The organism is Bacillus sp. ISL-39, assembly GCF_018613295.1.
GTDB lineage: Bacteria > Bacillota > Bacilli > Bacillales > Cytobacillaceae > Mesobacillus.
Map to the genome: position 1 here is coordinate 36,862 of NZ_JAGGQM010000013.1, position 19,412 is coordinate 56,273.

Genomic DNA, 19,412 nt, shown 5'->3' on the forward strand with positions numbered 1-19,412 from the left:
AATTGACTTCTAGTTGTGTTTACTGGTAAACTTTATATGTTTGAAACGGAAAAAAATAACCGTATACCTTTGGAGGTGCTTTTTATATGTCATCCGTAGTAGTAGTAGGGACACAATGGGGAGACGAAGGAAAAGGGAAGATTACAGACTTCCTATCAGAGAATGCCGAAGTGATTGCCCGTTACCAGGGAGGTAACAACGCAGGACATACAATAAAGTTCAATGGTGAAACATATAAATTGCATTTGATTCCATCTGGGATTTTTTATAAAGATAAAACCAGTGTCATCGGCAACGGAATGGTTGTGGATCCAAAAGCGCTGGTGAAGGAACTTGCTTACCTTCACGACAAAGATGTCACAACGGACAATTTGCGCATCAGCAACCGTGCTCATGTCATCCTTCCGTATCACTTGAAGCTTGATGAGGTGGAAGAAGCGAGCAAGGGTGCCAATAAAATTGGTACGACCAAGAAGGGAATCGGCCCTGCATATATGGACAAGGCTGCACGTACTGGAATCCGGATTGCAGATTTGCTGGACCGAGAAGTATTTGAGGAAAAGCTTTCCCGAAACCTGGAAGAAAAGAATCGCCTGCTTGAACGAATTTACGAAACAGAAGGTTTCAAGCTTGAAGATATATTGGATGAGTACTTTGAATATGGACAGCAAATCAAGGATTATGTTGTCGACACATCCGTCGTTCTGAACGATGCGTTGGACGAAGGACGTCGAGTGCTATTTGAAGGTGCTCAGGGAGTCATGCTCGACATCGACCAGGGTACATATCCATTTGTTACTTCTTCTAATCCAGTTGCTGGCGGTGTGACAATTGGTTCAGGAGTTGGGCCAACGAAAATCACTCATATTGTCGGCGTATCTAAAGCATATACAACGCGTGTCGGTGATGGCCCATTCCCTACAGAGCTTGACAATGAAATCGGCTATCAGATACGAGAAGTCGGCCGTGAATATGGTACAACTACAGGCCGTCCTCGCCGCGTCGGCTGGTTCGACAGTGTTGTCGTCCGCCATGCCCGCCGTGTCAGCGGAATCACGGACCTATCTTTGAACTCAATTGATGTTTTGACTGGAATCGAAACACTTAAAATTTGTGTAGCCTATCGCTATAAAGGCGAATTGATCGAAGAATTCCCGGCAAGCCTCAAGACACTCGCTGAATGTGAGCCAGTCTACGAGGAGCTGCCAGGCTGGACAGAAGACATCACAGGCGTAAAATCACTTGATGAACTGCCAGAAAACGCAAGACACTATCTTGAACGTATTTCACAGCTGACAGGCATCCCATTGTCCATCTTCTCAGTCGGCCCTGACCGCACTCAGACAAATGTTGTTCGCAGCCCTTGGAGATCATAATTTTTACACATCCCCCGTTCCTTCTAGAACGGGGGATTGTTTTTTTACTTGTAAAACGAATCAGCTATTTTCCAGTTCGCGGAATTCCAGGGTGAATTTGCGGAAATAAACTGTATTTATAGAATCCATAACGATAATGAGCATTGAATATAAACAATAGGGGCACTGTTTGCGAAGAAAATTCAATTATAAAAGAAAAAAGCAAAAAAAATAAAAAAAACATATACAAACTATAAAATGCTATGGTAATATAAACAACGTTGTCACTAATTCGACAAAAAATGATATTTCCTATACGAGCCATTAGCTCAGTCGGTAGAGCAAGTTGCTCACATCCTTGAAAGACTTCTGCGGCAACTTGCGAGAAGGACCGTAAGGTCGTTCGAGCATCGCAGATGCGAAAAACAAACTATCTAGGGTTTACAAAACTAGGTGTACTCCTTTCTATACGAGCCATTAGCTCAGTCGGTAGAGCATCTGACTTTTAATCAGAGGGTCGAAGGTTCGAGTCCTTCATGGCTCACCAAGTTTTTTTCACGGTAGTGAAAATAACTTTCATTATAATATTCGGCCCCTTGGTCAAGCGGTTAAGACACCGCCCTTTCACGGCGGTAACACGGGTTCGAATCCCGTAGGGGTCACTTAGTTTTTTTCGCAAAGGCGAAAATAAACATCCTTAAAAACGCGTAGCATCCTTAGAACGCGAAAGCGAAAATAAACGTACATAAAATCACCACAGCTGTTTTTCTGGAAACAACTTATTATCGTGGCTCAGTAGCTCAGTCAGTTGCTTGCTTCTCCGAATAAGCATCTGCGGCAACTTGCGAGAAAAACCGAGAGGTTTTTTGAGCACATTATCCATGTTAAACTGTATTCAGCGGCAACCTGCGAGAAAGACCGCAAGGTCATTCGAGCAAAGGACCTAAACCAATCAAAGTTTAGGAAACAACTTATTATCATGGCTCAGTAGCTCAGTCGGTAGAGCAAAGGACTGAAAATCCTTGTGTCGGCGGTTCGATTCCGTCCTGAGCCATTAAAAAAGGGAGCGTGTCATATGACATGCTCTCTTTTTTTTGTAACATTTATGTAATATAAATGTGAATTTCCTATTTTTAACATGTTTGTATTGTTATTAACAACGTTGTTCAATAACAATCCTTCTAAAGTAGGAGAATATCTTGATATTACTAGGTTTTTGGATTATTTTTATTTTCTGCTATAGGAAAATATACCGATGTCTAATACCATTTAACTGACAAATATCGTAATTAAATGTCAGCTATTATACATTTTTGTTACATAATGAAGACTAGTCTTCCCAATGATACATTATATGGTAAAGTATAGAGGTACAATTATTAGATAATAGTTATTTAGAACTAGACTAATAGTGTTTGACCGTTGTAGGAGGATCAGGATGAATAATTTTAAACATAGGCTGTCCAATCTTGCCGGCAAAACATCTAGAGAGATGAAGCCAGCAATTAAAAAGTCAATTATGGCTGCAGTAACTGTAGCTGCGTTGTCTTTTGGTGCAGGCAATGCACATGCTGCTGAGTCTGACTTAACAACAGTGTATTATGTGTATGTAAATGATAAATTTGTAGGAACTGTAGCAGATAAATCACAAGTAGAACAGCTGGTAGAAGACAAGTTGGCATCCGTGAAGAAGGAATACGCTGATCTTGATGTCGAGCTGGAATTAGACGTATCTTTTATTCCTGAGCAGGTGTTCAGCTCAGCTGCCAATGCAAATACAAGTGAAGTAATCGAAGTACTTAAAGACGAGATGACTGTCCAGGCCGAAGCGTCAGCTCTTGTGATTGGTGATAATCCAGTGGCATATGTAAAAGATGCTGAAGCTGCAAAGGAAGTCCTTAGGGTATTAATGCTCGAACACGTTACTGAAGAAGAGTTAGCTGAGGTGGAGAGTAGAAAAGAATCTCCTAATCTACCAGTACCCGAAGTAAAAGAAAATGAAACTCGTATATTAGACGTTTATTTAACTCAAGAAGTTTCACATTCGGCTGAAAAAGTTGATCCTGAAAAAGTTCTTTCTGTAGAGGAAGCTGTCCAGCTCTTTAAAAAGGGTACTTTAGAGGAACAGAAGTACCAGGTTAAAGAAGGAGATGTGTTGGGGAGCATTGCCAATTCACATAACCTGCAGCTTGCTGAATTGCTTTCTTTGAATGAAGGTCTAACTGAAGACGCTGTACTAAAACCAGGACAGGAATTGAATGTGACTGTCTTGAAACCTTTCGTTGAGGTCGTCGTCGATCGCCAGGTTTATGAACAAAGAGAAGTGCCTTTCGAAAGAGAAATCAAAGAAGACTCATCTATGTTCAAGGGAGATACGAAGAAACAGCAGGAAGGCAAGGCTGGCATGAATGGCATCACCTATTCTGTGTCAGAACAAAATGGCAGGGTAACCAAGAAGGAAGTCATTAATGAAGTCGTACTGGAAGAGCCTGTGAAGGAAATCATCATTAAAGGTACCAAGATTGTTCCTTCACGCGGAGATGGAACTTTTGTCTGGCCGACAAATGGCGGGTATGTATCCAGCAGGCAGGGCTATCGATGGAGCAGGATGCATAAAGGAATTGATATCGCAAGGCCTAGTAACTACACAATCAAAGCTGCTGATAATGGAAGGGTCGTATACGCTGGTAACAGCGGTGATGGGTATGGGAATAAAGTCATCATCGATCACCAAAACGGCTATCGCACAATGTATGCCCACCTTGCATCGATCTCGGTAAGCGCAGGCCAGTCAGTTTCTAGCGGTTCGAAAATCGGTGTCATGGGAAGGACAGGTAATTCCACCGGTATCCATCTTCATTTTGAAGTATATAATAATGGCAAGATTATCGATCCGTTGTCTAAATTACCTTAACCTATACGTAAAGTCTCTAGTCAAACTAGGGACTTTTTTCATTAGTTGTTTTGCCCTTTAGAAGTGAGGAGTAGTGAGTTTTATAATCCCAAGCATGAAAATAATCCTGTCAGTTTATTGTTATGGGCAGGATTGGTACAATTGGGAAGAGAAGAATTAGAAGTTATATAACAGATAAATTCAGTTTTTCTCTGTTTTAAAGTAAAATAGATAAGATAGCTTTTTTAAAGAGAGAAGAATTATTTATATATGATTGTCAATTTGGCTTAAAAGGAGAATTGGTATGGAGAAAAAGATACTGGTAGTAGACGATGAAAAACCAATTGCAGATATTTTACAGTTCAATCTTAAAAAAGAGGGTTACGATGTTTACTGTGCATATGATGGGAACCAGGCTGTTGAAATGGTGGAGGAAGTTCAGCCAGATTTGATCCTGCTGGATATCATGCTGCCTATGCGTGATGGTATGGAAGTTTGCCGTGAGGTCCGCAAAAAATACGAAATGCCGATTATCATGCTGACTGCTAAAGACTCTGAAATTGATAAAGTCCTCGGACTTGAACTAGGTGCGGATGATTATGTCACGAAGCCATTCAGCACAAGGGAATTGATTGCCAGGGTAAAAGCGAACCTGCGCCGTCATCAGCAGATTGCAACCAAAGAAGATGAACAGGAAGAATCCAATGAAATTTCGGTTGGCTCGTTAACGATCCACCCGGATGCTTATGTTGTTTCCAAAAGAGGAGAAACGATTGAATTGACACATCGTGAATTCGAACTTCTCCATTATCTGGCCAAGCATATTGGACAAGTCATGACAAGGGAGCACCTGCTGCAAACGGTATGGGGCTATGACTATTATGGAGATGTCCGAACAGTAGACGTAACGGTAAGACGTCTGCGTGAAAAAATTGAGGATAATCCAAGCCACCCGACATGGATCGTGACAAGACGAGGAGTAGGATACTATTTGAGAAACTCTGAGCAGGAGTAAGCACAGGGATGAAAAAGGTAGGTTTCTTTCGATCCATTCATCTTAAATTTGTGATTATATATGTCCTTCTTATTCTCGTTGCCATGCAAATTATCGGAGTTTACTTTGTCCGAAAACTTGAGACGACCCTGATGACGAATTATCAGGAGTCTATAAAATCCCGTGTGGACCTGCTGGTTTATGATATACAGGAAGAACTGGTCAAGGAGCGCGGAAAGGAAGATCCCACAAAAGAGGAAGCGATCAGGGAGATCTTAAGGGATTATAAAGCCAATGATATTTCTGAAATCCGGGTAATTGACGGGAGCAGCTTTAAAATACTTGGCACATCAAGCCTTAGCAATCAAGGGATGGTGGGACAGAGGACGCCTGATGTCAAAATCAAGCGTTCAATCATCTTTGAAGAAGATGAAGACGGCATCCAGTTGAAAGATAATGATAGAGTTTGGGTACTGTCCACACCTATCATGCATAATAGTGAAGCCATAGGGGCTGTCTATCTTGTAGCCCAGATTGATCATATCTTTAAGCAGATGAATGATATCAATAAAATCCTGGCTACCGGAACAGCCATTGCCCTGATATTCACAGCTATTTTGGGAGTCTTGCTGGCACAGACGATTACGAGGCCGATCTCAGATATGCGTAAACAGGCACTGGCCATGACGCGCGGCAATTTTTCCAGGAAGGTTAAAGTCTATGGTTATGATGAAATCGGACAGCTCGCGATTACTTTCAACAACCTTACGAAAAAATTGCAAGAGGCACAGGCAACAACTGAAGGGGAGAAAAGGAAGCTTTCCTCTGTCATTTCCTATATGACCGACGGTGTCATTTCGACAGACCGCAAAGGGCGCATTATCCTGATCAATGACCCTGCTGCACAGATGCTTGGTGTTCCACGTGAAACAATTCTGTCACAGCCATTGGTTTCTGTACTTGGTCTGGATGAAAATTATACTTTTGAAGATTTACTGCAGGAGAAAGAGTCAATCGTCCTTGATTACAGTACGAAAAGCAAGCCATTTATCCTTCGGGCAAACTTTTCTGTGATTCAGAAGGAAAGCGGCTTTGTGAATGGATTGATTGCTGTCCTGTACGATATTACGGAACAAGAAAAAATTGATATGGAAAGACGAGAATTTGTTGCGAATGTTTCCCATGAACTGCGGACTCCGCTGACAACGATGCGCAGCTATCTTGAGGCGTTAGCGGAAGGAGCATGGAGAGATGAGGAAATTGCTCCAAACTTCCTTGAGACTACCAGAGGTGAAACAGAGCGGATGATCCGGCTTGTTAACGATTTGCTGCAGCTTTCAAAACTGGATAGTGTGGATTATCGCCTTTCAAAGGAATGGGTCAACTTCCCGGTCTTCTTTAACAGGATCATTGACCGGTTCGAAATGACGAAGGAGCAAAATGTGTCTTTCAAAAGGGAAATTACAGAGGATGCGATTTTCGTAGAAATAGATGAAGATAAAATCACGCAAGTTCTCGATAATATCATTTCTAATGCCATGAAGTATTCGCCAGAGGGCGGGACCATCACGTTCAGGGTAAAAGAGCTGGATGACCAGATTGTTGCGAGCATCTCGGACGAAGGTGTTGGGATTCCAAAAGATAATCTTGATAAAATTTTTGACCGTTTTTACCGTGTCGATAAAGCCAGGACCAGAAAACTTGGCGGGACAGGCCTTGGACTGGCGATTGCCAAAGAAATGGTCAATGCCCATGGCGGCAGAATTTGGGCTGAAAGTGTAGAAGGCAAAGGAACAACCGTTCAATTTACTCTTCCTTATGACCGGAGTGCAGAGGATGATTGGTCATGACATATGAAAATATAAAATCAGTTATTTTAGCATTTCTCGTTGCTTTGAGTGGTCTCTTAACCTGGAATATTTGGACTTACCAGCCGGATTATGAGTTAGTCAATAATCAAAAAACGGTCGAAGAAGTGAATATTGCTACACAGAAGGAACTTAAGAAAATCGTTAAACCACACCAGATCATTTATCATGCGGGCGGCAAACAGTATGGCTCTGTAGACAATAGCCATATTGATGATATCATTGGTGTCATTTCAAAATGGAAGTACTTTGATATGGAACAATATCCCGGGCGGATCAGTGAATTTAATGAAAGAATAGCCCTGGGAGACAATACCGAGATCATTTTTCCAGATGAGGTACCAATCGAACTCTATAAAAGAGTATTGAATATTGACGAGAAGAATATCCCGAAGTTTGATTTCGACCGGATCATTATCAATTCAGAAACCCAGCAGAAACAAGAGGGAATTGTCTATTTTTATTCGCAAAAGAACCAGGAAGTCTATGTCAGCAATGTCAGTCCTTCCTATATCAATAGTTTTACTAATAAATACTATGATTCTGCAAGAAGGCTGACGCCATATTTCCTTTATACAGTTTCAGACATCAGGAAAATCTATCTGCCAACCGAAGAAGTGAAAATGGTGATGCATACCTATTACCAAAATCCACTGGATTCAGAACAGTTCAAGGAAGCGCTATTCACGGACCCAAGTTTTGTTCAGCGCAGCATGGTTGATGGCGTGGAGGAATATACCGATGATGCCAGCAAAATGATCGTGGATACGCAAACCAATATGATAAACTACGTGAATCCGGTCCGGTCCGGTGATTCGGTTATCGGAACGAACAATGTTTTACAGAAAAGCATAGAGTTCGTGAATAGTCATGGCGGCTGGACGGAGACTTACCGTTATGTTTATAAGGATGATTTTAACCAGAATGTCCTATTCCGCCTTTACAGCAAGGAAGGATATCCTGTGTTCAACCAGATAGGAATGTCCGAGATTTATCAACAGTGGAGACAATCGGAAATCAGCAGGTATGTACGCCCTGGATTCCATCTGGAGCTGCCGTTGAATCCGGATGTCGTCACAAAGACATTGCCGTCTGGATATGAAGCGCTGGAATACCTGCAAAGCAAGAAGGATTTTAAGATGGAGCTGCTTCAAAACCTTATGCCAGGCTATTACATGACACAGGGACCAGAAAATTCATTGATCCTGTTGGAGCCCGGCTGGTTCTATTTATATGATCAGCAGTGGAGGCAGCTGATATGGGAGGAGGAATTGAATAATGGATTGGAGTAGGATCAAGACAATCTTTATTCTTACTTTCCTCGTCCTCGATGTCTATCTTGTATATCAGTTCATGAATACGAGGGATGCTGCCCAATACGAAATTCCAAAGGAAGCGACCCTGGAGGAAAAGCTGAAGAACGATGATATCACCTATGTTGAACTTCCTGATGTTAAAAAGAAAGAACAGTATCTTAGTGTCAGGACGAAAGTGTTCACAACCGAGGAGATGGCAAAGATCAAAGGCCAGGCAGTCAGCCTTGGGGACGGGACATCTATTGAAGCTAAGCTGGAAAAGCCGTTTAAATTAACGAGCAAGTTCCAGCCAGCCGAGCTGTCCGATTTTATAAGAACGAACATTTTCGCTGGTGAACAGTATAAGTTCTGGAATAAGAATGAAGAGGAAAAAACGATCACCTATTACCAGGAACATGATAATAAGACATTTTACTATAACAGCAATGCGAAATTGACGTTCTATTTCAACGAAAATAATGAAGTGACTTCGTATAAGCAAACGTATGTGGAGATCATCGATGAGCTCTCGGATGCAGAAGAATTGCTGCCGCCATTAAGGGCGCTGGAAACTCTATATAAAAAAGGTTTAATCAAGCCGAAGAGTGAAATTACCGATATTGAATTAGGATATTCCACTCTTGTTTCACTGACTGCATCGCATGTCGTGACACCGACGTGGAGAGTTGAAGTCAATGGCAAGGAGAACCTTTTTGTTCATGCATTCGAAGGCCGGGTCATCCCGTTGTCCGACGGAGAAAATAAAATGACGGAGTGAAGAGATATGAGTTTGCATTTTAGTGTTCTCGCCAGCGGGAGTACGGGAAATGCGATCTATGTGGAGACGGAGGGACAATCCTTTTTGGTGGATGCTGGATTGAGCGGCAAACAGATGGAGGCATTATTCAAGCAAATTGGCCGTGATATAAAGGACCTCTCAGGTATATTAGTGACGCATGAACATAGCGATCATATAAAAGGCATAGGAATCGTTGCCCGTAAGTATAAGCTGCCAATCTATGCGAATGAAAAAACATGGAAAGCGATGGACGGCTTGATTGGGGAAGTCCCGCTTGAGCAGAAATTCTCTTTTGACATGGAAACCGTGAAAACCTTCGGCGGCCTGGATATTGAATCCTTCGGTGTCTCACATGACGCGGCCGAGCCGATGTTCTACGTCTTCCATAAAGACGGCAAAAAACTGGTGCTCATCACAGACACAGGCTATGTCAGCGACCGGATGAAAGGAATCATATCCAATGCTGATGCCTATGTGTTTGAAAGCAACCATGATGTCCAGATGCTGAGGATGGGAAGATATCCATGGAGTGTCAAGCGCCGGATCCTTAGCGACTATGGCCATGTCTCGAATGAGGATGCAGCTGTCGCTATGAGCGAAGTGGCAGGGGATAATACGAAACGGATTTATCTGGCTCATTTAAGCACAGATAACAATATGAAGGACCTTGCAAGGATGTCAGTCGCCCAAACTCTTGAAGGCAAAGGCATCTTAGTAGGGGAGCAGTTCGATTTGCTTGATACAGATCCAAAGACCCCAACCCCTCTGACAACTATTTAAGTTGTTTAGGGCAATGAATGAATAGGTAAAGGAGTAAAGGCATCCAGATTGGATGCTTTTGCTCCTTTTTAATTTCCAGGTGAATAGAGGGGCTTATGATTTAGAAATTTTCGTTACTGATAGTATAATAATCTATATAAAAATAACTAACGTATCTATTGGTCAATGAAAGGATTGGTGGACATTGGGTTATTATGATCAAGATTATCAAAGCCGGTATAAACCGCAAAATAGCAGGAAAGGCAGCTTTTGGGCCAGCCTGGCAGGCGCAGTCATAGGTGCATTATTGGTGATCTTCTCGATTCCCTTATTATCTAACTTGGGTGTGCTGCCATATAAAATAGAACCTAAAAATCAAACAGCAGTAACCGATGAAGAGCCTGCTGAAGAAGGCAATACAACTAAAAAAAATGTATCGATTGATGTTTACTCGCAAATCACTGAGGCGGTAGACAAGGCAGGAGATGCAGTAGTCGGAATTACGAATATCCAGGAAAGCACGAGCTTCTGGGGGCAATCGCAGGAATCAGGCGGAACGGGATCTGGCGTCGTTTATAAAAAGGAAGGTGACAAAGCCTATATTGTCACAAACCATCATGTTGTGGCTGAAGCCTCCGAACTTGAGGTCAGCCTGATAGACGGAACAAAAATACCTGCCAAGCTTTTAGGAAGCGATATCTGGACTGACCTGGCTGTATTGGAAGTTCCAGCCGACCAGATTAAAGTCGTTGCTGAATTTGGCAATTCTGACAATCTGAAACCAGGTGAACCAGTCATCGCAATCGGTAATCCGTTGGGGCTTACTTTTTCAGGATCCGTTACACAGGGAATCATCTCTGGTTTGGAACGGGCGATTCCAGTCGATATCAATCAGGACGGAACTCCCGATTGGCAGGCAGAAGTTTTACAGACAGACGCTGCGATTAATCCTGGAAACAGCGGAGGAGCTTTGATTAATATCGATGGCCAGGTGGTTGGCATTAATTCGATGAAGATTGCCCAGAGTGCTGTAGAAGGAATCGGTTTATCCATTCCAATCAATTACGCTGCGCCAATCATTGAGGATCTGGAGAAGACAGGAGAAGTACAGAGGCCATTCATGGGCGTGGAATTAGCATCCGTAAATGAGATATCATCCTATCACCAGCAAAATACATTGAAGCTGCCTAAGGATGTAAACTATGGTGTCGCCATCAGAGGCGTACAGCCAAATTCACCAGCGGCACAGGCAGGATTGAAGGAGTATGACGTCATTGTCGAAATGGATGGCGAGGAAATCCGAGATGTTGTTGATCTCCGCAAGCATCTTTACAACAAAAAGAAGGTTGGCGACGAGATGCAAATCAAGTATTATCGAAATGGCCAGTTGGAAGAAACGACAATGAAGCTCGGCGGAGAAACTTTATAGTGTTGTAGATAAAACAGGGGGCGGAATGCTTCCTGTTTTTTTGTGGTAAAATGGTCATTGTGGATAAATTTAAAAGTCAGATTAAGCAAATGATAATAATATAAAAAGAAGCTGAAAAGAAGCTGAAAGGATGAGTTTTATGAAGTATTGCTGCGGTGAACATGTAGAATTGGCGCTGGATGAAGCGGTTGATGAATTTGAAACTGCACCTCAATTAACGAAATTAGAGGCTGTTGATAAGTCGGAGTTTGTCTGTGGATACTGTGGACAACCTGCTGTATATATTGTGGCGAACGAATGATCGCCTACTAAATGTGGATATCGATGTGAATATGTGGATAACTCCTGTGGATAAGTTGTTTGTAAACTGTTTGTAATCTGTTTGTAAAGTAGGGATGGCTGTGAATATCTCAATCGTAACGGTTGGAAAATTAAAAGAAAAATACCTGAAGCAGGGGATTGAGGAGTACTTAAAACGACTTGGAAGCTATGCGAAAGTGGAAGTCATTGAGGTACCGGATGAAAAAGCACCTGAGGAATTGAGCGATACTGAGATGATCCAGGTCAAGCAAAAGGAAGGCGAGCGAATCCTCGCGAAAATTGGTCCAGATACATTTGTTATCGCTTTGGCCATTAATGGAAAACTTAAATCATCAGAAGAGCTCGCAGATACTCTCGATAAACTGGCGACGTACGGAAAAAGCAAAATCGCTTTTGTCATCGGAGGATCCCTCGGGCTGAGCGATGAAGTTTTAAAGAGAGCAGATGAACAGCTAAGCTTTTCGAAGATGACCTTCCCGCACCAGCTGATGCGGCTGATCCTCGTTGAGCAAATTTATCGGGCTTATAGGATAAATCGTGGTGAACCTTACCATAAGTAGAGGAGATTTTAACCAAATGCCTCTCCTTAAGTTTGGGAGGGGCTAGAATAAAAATTATAGGAATGGTATTTCGAATGATAAAGTAAATGGATTGACAATTGTAAGGATTCTATTAAACTAAAATTAGTTCTAGCCACGAGTTTTTCTCAAAATATTTTTTCATCTTAGCTACTCCGCAATTCTTATTTAACGTTTACACCCCCCAATTGATGTCATATTAATCCGCTTTTTTCGCTATCAACTACCACTTATTAATCACATAGTTTTACAAAAATCCATCTGAAAGTTCAGTCAAATCGTGGATGTTAATAAATGCCTATGTTGGGGATGAATGTTTTTATAGATAGGAGAGGGATGTATGGGATTTGAAGAAGAATATCAGTCCTTTTTGAATGCTCATTTACAGGCAAGAACCGGTGAACGGTTGAGGCGCCTACAAGAAGGTCACAAACAGGCTGAAAAGTTATTCTTGAAGCAAGTATGGTGGCCATTATTTTATCAATTCAAGTATCTTCATCCTGAATATGAAATTGACGATTACAAGGATGGCAAAAGATATTTGGATTTTGCTTATATTCGCCCCGGCATCCGGATTTGCTTAGAGGTCGACGGGTATGGCCCTCATCTAAAGAATATCAGCAGATGGCAATTTTCTGACAACCTAGAACGTCAAAACCAGTTGGTAATTGATAGATGGACCGTGATCCGCTTTTCTTTTGACCAAGTGAAAGAGAATCCCCGTAGATGCCAACAGGTTGTTCAGCAAGTGATAGGCCGATGGCTGGGTGATGAGCTGGACCAGACATCTCTGTCCTTTCTTGAAAAGGAAGTGCTTCGGCTAGTGATTCGAAAAGGAGAAGATATTTCCCCAACAGAAGTCGAGAAATATTTAAAGCTAAGTGACAAGACGGTAAAAAAAATACTTTCTCAACTAGTCGAAAAAAAGATGCTGATCCCCACATCTGGAACCAAGAGGATCCACGCTTATCGGTTAGGGGAACAGGTTAAAGACCCGGTCTGATTATTAGACGGAAGAATTCCGCTTAATTAGTATTTTTTATAAAAATAGCTCAAATAGACGGAGAAATTCCGCTTATCGACTCTAAAAACGTGAAAATGTGGTATTTTGCTTTGCATAACCGGAAAATCTCCCCTTATTTACCTCGAAACGAGTTCCATTCTGTATTTAGCAGGAAAATCTCCGATTATTTTTTTGCTGGGTTTATTTATCAAAAGGAAGAAAGGAGCTTTAATATAAGTAATTGTGATTCTAATTTAATTTTAGGAGAGTTCAAAAACCCTTTGCATGATTTCATTGAAGGGTTTTTTGGTGTATAAACCCTTTTTCATTAGAAAGTAAGGATTCGATTATGTATGTCCAAGCTTGGTATATAACAGCTAACTTTAGTGAAAACTTACTAAAGGAGAAAAATACGCTTGTATCGTTTCGGGGGGATTTAATTGAGTTATCAAGATTATTGGCAGCAAATATCTGAAAAAAATGATGAGTTAAGTCAATTAATATCCTCCTACTGGAGTCAATACTCAGATATGGGAAATTGGCAGTTTTGGCTGGTTTTAGCTGTCTTGGTGCTGCCATTGATTCTACTGTTTTTTTTAATCGATCGAAAGAGGATTTTTGAGATGTTTATCTTTGGATATACGGTTCACATCCTTTGGACCTATATTGAACAGGTCCTGGCAAATTACAACTTTTTTATACATACATATTTTCTCTCGCCCTGGTTTCCTCCAGCCCTTAGTATGACAGCCTCCGCATTGCCAGTAGGTTTTTTGCTTATATATCAATATTGTACGAGTCATAATAAGAATTTTTATGTCTATTCCTTGTTGTTAAGCGCTGTTTTTGCGTTTGGTTTTGCTACTATAGAACAATATATTGGTTTAGTGAAGATTGAAAGAGGGATGAATCAATTTTATATTTTTCTTATAGACATTGGCATTGTGTACACTTCTTATTGGTTTACAAGGTTAATTTTAAAAATTAGAGATTGAAGGATGAATTGAAAAAGGCTGAACGATATCATATCGTCCAGCCTTTCCTTTTAATATGTTTTTACAGGTATAAATTTCATCCATTTCTTTCTAGTTACAAGTTAGCTGGAGGATGAAGCGGGCTATTTAAGCTTGAAAATTAAATTTTATTATTCATTAAAGCTTGAGAAGAATGGATATAATTATCCAGTAGGAAGTCTTCTCTCTTTTTTACAGTGATAAAATAGTTTATAATTATCAGTAAATAGTAGATATTTTAATCAGTAAATCATTATAATAGATTATGTTATGGTTTTAACAAAGGCAGAAAACGGTGTGTCCCCAGGTAATACATCAGGCGCGCCTACTTTAAATATATGGACAAGGAAGGGTATAATGAGCAACGTACAGAAAGCAACAGACGTTATCTTAATTGGTGCCGGAGTCATGAGTGCGACGTTGGGATCCTTACTGAAAGAGTTAGTACCAGAGTGGGAAATCAAAGTGTTTGAGAAACTTGATTCAGCTGGCGAAGAAAGCTCTAACGAGTGGAATAACGCTGGTACTGGCCATGCCGCATTGTGCGAACTTAACTACACACCTGAAAAACCTGACGGATCAATAGATATTAGCAAAGCTATTAACGTAAATGAGCAGTTTCAGCTTTCAAGACAATTTTGGGCTCATCTTGTAAAAAGCAATTTGATTCGTAACCCGGAGGACTTTATCAAGCCCCTGCCTCATATGAGTTTAGTAGAAGGCGAAAAAAATGTTGAGTTTTTAAGAAAACGTTTTAAAGCGCTTTCAGATATCCCTATGTTTCAGGGAATGGAGTATTCAGAAGACCCTGAAATACTGAAAGAATGGATTCCTTTAGTAATGGAGGGCCGTACATCTAATGATCCGATAGCGGCGACCAAAATTGATTCAGGAACAGATGTTAACTTTGGCGCGTTAACACGTATGTTGTTCGAGCATTTGGAGAGTAAGAACGTCGAGATTAACTATAGACATAGTGTAAAAGATATCAAACGTGCCAGCGATGGTACATGGGAAGTAAAGGTAAAGAACCTTGAAAGCGGAAAAACAGAATCCCATTATGCGAAATTCATCTTTATAGGTGGTGGAGGCGGCAGTCTGCCGTTGCTGCAAAAAACGGGTATTCCAGAATCAAAGCAAATTGGCGGGTTTCCGGTAAGCGGATTATTCATGGTCTGCAACAATCCTGAGGTTGTCGAGCAGCACCATGCAAAGGTATACGGAAAAGCTAAGGTAGGCGCTCCACCGATGTCTGTTCCGCATCTGGATACACGATTTATCGATAACAAAAAGAGTTTGCTTTTTGGACCGTTTGCCGGCTTCTCGCCAAAGTTCCTGAAAACAGGTTCGAATCTGGACTTGATCGGTTCTGTTAAACCAAATAATGTAGTGACTATGCTGGCTGCAGGCATGAAAGAAATGGCATTGACTAAGTACCTGATTGAGCAGGTAATGCTCTCCCATGAAAAACGGATGGAAGAACTCCGGGAGTTCGTTCCCAATGCCAAGAGCGAGGACTGGAGTATCGTAGTCGCAGGACAACGTGTACAAGTCATCAAGGATACCGACACTGGCAAAGGGACCCTGCAGTTCGGCACAGAGGTTGTAAGTGCCTCTGACGGCTCTGTAGCCGCATTGCTAGGTGCATCCCCAGGAGCATCTACTGCGGTTAATGTCATGCTGGAAGTGTTGGAAAAATGCTTCCCAGAGAGAATGTTCGAATGGAAAGGTAAAATCAAAGAAATGGTACCTTCCTATGGAGTATCTTTAGTGGACAATCCTGAGTTGTTCTTTGATATTCACGAATCAACAGCTAAAATGCTTGGATTAAATGAAAAAGTAAAGGTCCTCAGTTGATATAGATCTAACCTTCAATCCGCTTGGATTGAAGGTTATTTTTTTCTCTATACTCCGCTGTCAGGTGTGAATCATGTTGATTATTTATATAAAAATACTTTAAGGATGTCTTTATTATCAAGGGTGGCAAGCAGGACATCTTGAACCTTTGTCTGAAATACTTTTTCTAAATTTGAGACAAGCCAGCCTTCGTCCTTGTGAACTTGATTTAATACTTCGTAATTTATTTTTCCTTCTTTAATGATTGTCCTTGGAAAATTGAATGGCTCTGCAGCCATTTGCATAGAGGAGGGAGTCAGTGGTTCATATTTTGGATCTAAGAAAACGGATAATTTACCGTCAGCCTCCCAAATCGCCAGGGCTACTTTTTTCACATCTTCTATTTTTCTTTCTCGCAGCTCTTCCAATAATACATCAATGGAGATTCTTGCTTTTTTTAATCCTTTATTAAGTATTTCTCCATTTTCAACTATTGTGATAGGTGCATGGTTGAGTAACCTTCTAAACCAGGGGAATTTGAGTATCATATAGATTCCGCCAAGATATAAAGCCAACAAGACAGTAGTTGTGATGATAGAGCCTTTTAACCCTAGATGCTCGTCTGATAGGGGATGGGCAATAATGTTCCCGATTACTAGAGCAATGGCAAAATCCAGGGGTCTTAATTGGGAGATGGCACGTTGCCCAAGAGCTCTGGTTACAAGTAATAAAAAGAAAAAACCAATAATAGCCCGCAGCACCCACTGAATAGCAGTAAGCGATTCCTGGCTCTGGAAAAAATCCATTAAAGTCACATCCTTTACCCAGAAGCTATCCCTTAGTTTTTCTCCCAGATCTAACTATTAGTCCACTTTAGTGAATAATAGTGTATCTCTGCTGAATGCTACTTCAATAGATATATTATTTTTCCCGAAAAACAGTCTATAGAAAATAAAAAGCTGACTCAAAAGGCGCCATTTAACACCCTTTAGAGTCAGCTTCTTTCTTGTATATAAATTAATTTCGGATTAGATAATCAAATGCACCTAATGCTGCGGTTGCACCTGACCCCATTGAAATGATGATCTGTTTGTATGCACTGTCCGTGCAGTCGCCTGCAGCGAAGACGCCAGGAAGGTCAGTGGCACCCTGCTTGTCTACGACAATCTCACCGAAGCGAGTTCGTTCAAGCGTGTCACCAAGCCATTCTGTGTTTGGTACAAGGCCGATCTGTACGAATACACCTTGTAATTCAACATGGTGTTCTTCACCTGATGCACGGTCAATATACGTTATACCGTTCACTTTGTCGGTACCGGTAATTTCACTTGTCTGTGCGTTTGTCACAACGGTAACGTTCTGAAGACTGTGCAGACGGTCTTGTAAAACCTGGTCAGCTTTAAGTTCAGGATTGAACTCGATGACAGTTACATGCTTTACAATACCCGCAAGGTCGATTGCTGCTTCCACACCGGAGTTTCCTCCGCCGATAACCGCAACATCTTTTCCTTCGAACAATGGTCCATCACAGTGAGGGCAGTAAGCAACACCTTTGTTCTTAAACTCAGCTTCTCCTGGTACGTTGACATTGCGCCAGCGGGCACCAGTGGAAATGATGACAGTTTTACTCTTCAGGACTGCACCATTATCAAGCTCAAGTTCAATTAGGTCTTTTTTCGACAGGCGTTTTGCACGCTGCAAGTTCATGATATCAACGCCATACTCTTTTACATGCTCTTCAAGGCTAGCGACAAGCTTTGGTCCTTCAGTATGCTTCACACTGATGAAGTTCTCAATGCCCAAAGTATCCATTACCTGTCCGCCGAAGCGCTCAGCAACAATCCCTGTACGGATACCTTTACGAGCTGCATAGATGGCTGCACTGGAACCAGCTGGTCCGCCGCCGACAACAAGGACATCATAAGGCTCTTTGTCGCTTAGTTCGGATGCATCTGGGCCAGATCCCATTTTTGCAAGGATTTCTTCAAGGGACATACGTCCGCTTCCGAATGTTTCGCCATTCAGGAATACCGTTGGCACGGCCATGACCTGCTTGCTTTCAACTTCATCTTTGAAAGCTGCACCATCGATCATAACATGGGAAATGCCAGGATTTAAAATGCTCATCAGGTTCAAGGCCTGTACCACATCAGGGCAGTTATGGCAGCTCAGGCTGACATAAGTTTCAAAACGATATTCGTCTTTGATCGCTTTTACCTGATCGATGACTTTCTGGTCAACCTTAGGAGCTCTTCCGCTAACCTGCAGTAAAGCAAGGACCAGTGAAGTGAATTCATGTCCTAAAGGGATGCCTGCGAAAGTCACTCCAGTATCTTCACCAGGACGGTTGACACTGAAGCTTGGTGTTCTTTCTAATTCTGCATGCTCCACTTTAATATGGGATGACATAGTTGCCAATTCATCTACTAAAGCCAGCATGTCTCGTGATACATCATCCGATCCTGCGCTAACTTTAAGCAGCACATCGCCCTCCATCATTTGAAGATATTGGGCTAATTGTGCTTTAATTTCTGCATCTAATAACATGGGAGTGTACCCCTTAAATCTTTCCTACAAGATCAAGGCTTGGCTTAAGTGTTTCTCCGCCTTCTTTCCACTTAGCAGGGCAAACTTCGCCTGGGTTGTTACGTACATATTGTGCTGCTTTTAGCTTGTTTACTACCTGGCTAGCGTCACGGCCGATTCCGCCTGCATTGATTTCAACAGTCTGGATAACGCCGTCTGGATCGATGATGAATGTTCCGCGCTCTGCAAGACCATCTTCTTCGTTCAATACGTCGAAGTTGCGAGAGATCTTCTGTGAAGGGTCGCCGATCATGATGTACTCGATTTTGCTGATTGCTTCTGAGTGGTCATGCCATGCTTTGTGAGTGAAGTGAGTATCAGTTGATACAGAGTATACTTCAGCTCCCATTTCTTTTAATGTAGCATATTCGTTTTGCATGTCTTCAAGCTCAGTTGGGCATACGAATGTGAAGTCTGCTGGGTAGAATACAACTACGCTCCACTTGCCTTTAAGGTTTTCTTCAGAAACAGTGATGAATTCTCCGTTGTGGAATGCGTTTGCTGTGAATGGTAAAACTTGAGTACCGATTAATGCCATGATTAATTTCCTCCTTGAATGGTTGAATTATTTTTTGAAATAGTTTCACTGATTGTTCAGTTAACTATTCGGTAAACTAGAATAATTCTAATACAGTAACGATTATTATATAAAACCGATTAAGTGTCAAGTGATAAACTCCGGC

General features: G+C 41.6%; 16 protein-coding genes and 3 tRNA genes. 16 read left to right on the top strand and 3 right to left on the bottom strand.

What is annotated here, in order from left to right:
* The first annotated feature begins 86 nt into the window (after window positions 1–86).
* The 16 genes from J7E37_RS12190 (at window position 87) to J7E37_RS12265 (ending at window position 16,164) form a co-directional block, all read left to right on the top strand.
* Window positions 87–1,376, top strand: a complete 1,290-nt coding sequence (locus tag J7E37_RS12190) for an adenylosuccinate synthase (protein WP_215024183.1) — start codon at window positions 87–89, stop codon at window positions 1,374–1,376.
* 450 nt (window positions 1,377–1,826) lie between these two features.
* Window positions 1,827–1,902, top strand: a tRNA-Lys gene (locus J7E37_RS12195).
* 43 nt (window positions 1,903–1,945) lie between these two features.
* Window positions 1,946–2,017 (top strand) — tRNA-Glu (locus J7E37_RS12200).
* 319 nt (window positions 2,018–2,336) lie between these two features.
* Window positions 2,337–2,409, top strand: a tRNA-Phe gene (locus J7E37_RS12205).
* A gap of 384 nt (window positions 2,410–2,793) precedes the next feature.
* The gene (locus J7E37_RS12210; protein WP_214784230.1) at window positions 2,794–4,269 is read left to right on the top strand and encodes a M23 family metallopeptidase; all 1,476 of its coding nucleotides are present in this window, start codon (window positions 2,794–2,796) and stop codon (window positions 4,267–4,269) included.
* 283 nt (window positions 4,270–4,552) lie between these two features.
* Window positions 4,553–5,263, top strand: a complete 711-nt coding sequence (gene yycF, locus J7E37_RS12215) for a response regulator YycF (RefSeq protein ID WP_214784233.1) — start codon at window positions 4,553–4,555, stop codon at window positions 5,261–5,263.
* Between the two features lie 8 nt (window positions 5,264–5,271).
* Window positions 5,272–7,092: a cell wall metabolism sensor histidine kinase WalK gene (gene walK / locus J7E37_RS12220; RefSeq protein WP_214784236.1), complete on the top strand. Its 1,821-nt coding sequence runs from the start codon at window positions 5,272–5,274 to the stop codon at window positions 7,090–7,092.
* Complete coding sequence (locus J7E37_RS12225; protein ID WP_214784239.1) at window positions 7,089–8,402, top strand: YycH family regulatory protein; 1,314 nt, start codon at window positions 7,089–7,091, stop codon at window positions 8,400–8,402. The genes walK and J7E37_RS12225 overlap by 4 nt, the downstream gene beginning before the upstream one ends.
* Window positions 8,389–9,183, top strand: coding sequence for a two-component system regulatory protein YycI (locus tag J7E37_RS12230; protein ID WP_214784242.1), 795 nt, complete (start codon window positions 8,389–8,391; stop codon window positions 9,181–9,183). The genes J7E37_RS12225 and J7E37_RS12230 overlap by 14 nt, the downstream gene beginning before the upstream one ends.
* 6 nt (window positions 9,184–9,189) lie before the next feature.
* Window positions 9,190–9,984 carry an MBL fold metallo-hydrolase gene (locus J7E37_RS12235; RefSeq protein WP_214784245.1) on the top strand — a complete coding sequence of 265 codons (795 nt, stop codon included), beginning with the start codon at window positions 9,190–9,192 and terminating at the stop codon, window positions 9,982–9,984.
* Between the two features lie 184 nt (window positions 9,985–10,168).
* Entirely contained in the window at window positions 10,169–11,392 is a 1,224-nt protein-coding gene (locus tag J7E37_RS12240) for a S1C family serine protease (protein WP_214784248.1), read from the top strand.
* 130 nt (window positions 11,393–11,522) lie between these two features.
* On the top strand, window positions 11,523–11,693 hold the full coding sequence (locus J7E37_RS12245; protein ID WP_483297209.1) for a CxxH/CxxC protein: 171 nt from the start codon (window positions 11,523–11,525) through the stop codon (window positions 11,691–11,693).
* Window positions 11,694–11,793: 100 nt separating this feature from the next.
* Complete coding sequence (rlmH, locus tag J7E37_RS12250) at window positions 11,794–12,273, top strand: 23S rRNA (pseudouridine(1915)-N(3))-methyltransferase RlmH (protein WP_214735833.1); 480 nt, start codon at window positions 11,794–11,796, stop codon at window positions 12,271–12,273.
* Between the two features lie 358 nt (window positions 12,274–12,631).
* Window positions 12,632–13,294, top strand: a complete 663-nt coding sequence (locus J7E37_RS12255) for a BlaI/MecI/CopY family transcriptional regulator (protein WP_214784251.1) — start codon at window positions 12,632–12,634, stop codon at window positions 13,292–13,294.
* A 440-nt stretch (window positions 13,295–13,734) separates the two neighbouring features.
* A complete protein-coding gene (locus tag J7E37_RS12260; RefSeq protein ID WP_215024185.1) occupies window positions 13,735–14,289 on the top strand; it encodes a hypothetical protein in 555 nt (184 codons plus the stop codon).
* A gap of 375 nt (window positions 14,290–14,664) precedes the next feature.
* Window positions 14,665–16,164 carry a malate:quinone oxidoreductase gene (locus J7E37_RS12265; protein WP_214784257.1) on the top strand — a complete coding sequence of 500 codons (1,500 nt, stop codon included), beginning with the start codon at window positions 14,665–14,667 and terminating at the stop codon, window positions 16,162–16,164.
* A gap of 80 nt (window positions 16,165–16,244) precedes the next feature.
* Here the strand turns inward: J7E37_RS12265 and J7E37_RS12270 are convergent, their stop codons facing one another.
* The 3 genes from J7E37_RS12270 to ahpC form a co-directional block, all read right to left on the bottom strand.
* Window positions 16,245–16,949, bottom strand: coding sequence for a DUF421 domain-containing protein (locus tag J7E37_RS12270; protein WP_214784260.1), 705 nt, complete (start codon window positions 16,947–16,949; stop codon window positions 16,245–16,247).
* A 211-nt stretch (window positions 16,950–17,160) separates the two neighbouring features.
* Window positions 17,161–18,690, bottom strand: coding sequence for an alkyl hydroperoxide reductase subunit F (ahpF, locus tag J7E37_RS12275; protein WP_215024187.1), 1,530 nt, complete (start codon window positions 18,688–18,690; stop codon window positions 17,161–17,163).
* A gap of 13 nt (window positions 18,691–18,703) precedes the next feature.
* The gene (gene ahpC / locus J7E37_RS12280) at window positions 18,704–19,267 is read right to left on the bottom strand and encodes an alkyl hydroperoxide reductase subunit C (RefSeq protein ID WP_214784266.1); all 564 of its coding nucleotides are present in this window, start codon (window positions 19,265–19,267) and stop codon (window positions 18,704–18,706) included.
* Window positions 19,268–19,412 lie beyond the last annotated feature (145 nt).

Bases quoted from the DNA above. Each gene is read 5' to 3' on its own strand.
- walK (WP_214784236.1), top strand. From the start codon at position 5,272: ATGAAAAAGGTAGGTTTCTTTCGATCCATTCATCTTAAATTTGTGATT.
- J7E37_RS12225 (WP_214784239.1), top strand. From the start codon at position 7,089: ATGACATATGAAAATATAAAATCAGTTATTTTAGCATTTCTCGTTGCT.
- J7E37_RS12245 (WP_483297209.1), top strand. From the start codon at position 11,523: ATGAGTTTTATGAAGTATTGCTGCGGTGAACATGTAGAATTGGCGCTG.
- ahpC (WP_214784266.1), bottom strand. From the start codon at position 19,267: ATGGCATTAATCGGTACTCAAGTTTTACCATTCACAGCAAACGCATTC.
- J7E37_RS12235 (WP_214784245.1), top strand. From the start codon at position 9,190: ATGAGTTTGCATTTTAGTGTTCTCGCCAGCGGGAGTACGGGAAATGCG.
- J7E37_RS12265 (WP_214784257.1), top strand. From the start codon at position 14,665: ATGAGCAACGTACAGAAAGCAACAGACGTTATCTTAATTGGTGCCGGA.
- J7E37_RS12270 (WP_214784260.1), bottom strand. From the start codon at position 16,949: ATGGATTTTTTCCAGAGCCAGGAATCGCTTACTGCTATTCAGTGGGTG.
- J7E37_RS12190 (WP_215024183.1), top strand. From the start codon at position 87: ATGTCATCCGTAGTAGTAGTAGGGACACAATGGGGAGACGAAGGAAAA.
- J7E37_RS12230 (WP_214784242.1), top strand. From the start codon at position 8,389: ATGGATTGGAGTAGGATCAAGACAATCTTTATTCTTACTTTCCTCGTC.
- yycF (WP_214784233.1), top strand. From the start codon at position 4,553: ATGGAGAAAAAGATACTGGTAGTAGACGATGAAAAACCAATTGCAGAT.
- J7E37_RS12255 (WP_214784251.1), top strand. From the start codon at position 12,632: ATGGGATTTGAAGAAGAATATCAGTCCTTTTTGAATGCTCATTTACAG.
- J7E37_RS12210 (WP_214784230.1), top strand. From the start codon at position 2,794: ATGAATAATTTTAAACATAGGCTGTCCAATCTTGCCGGCAAAACATCT.
- ahpF (WP_215024187.1), bottom strand. From the start codon at position 18,690: ATGTTATTAGATGCAGAAATTAAAGCACAATTAGCCCAATATCTTCAA.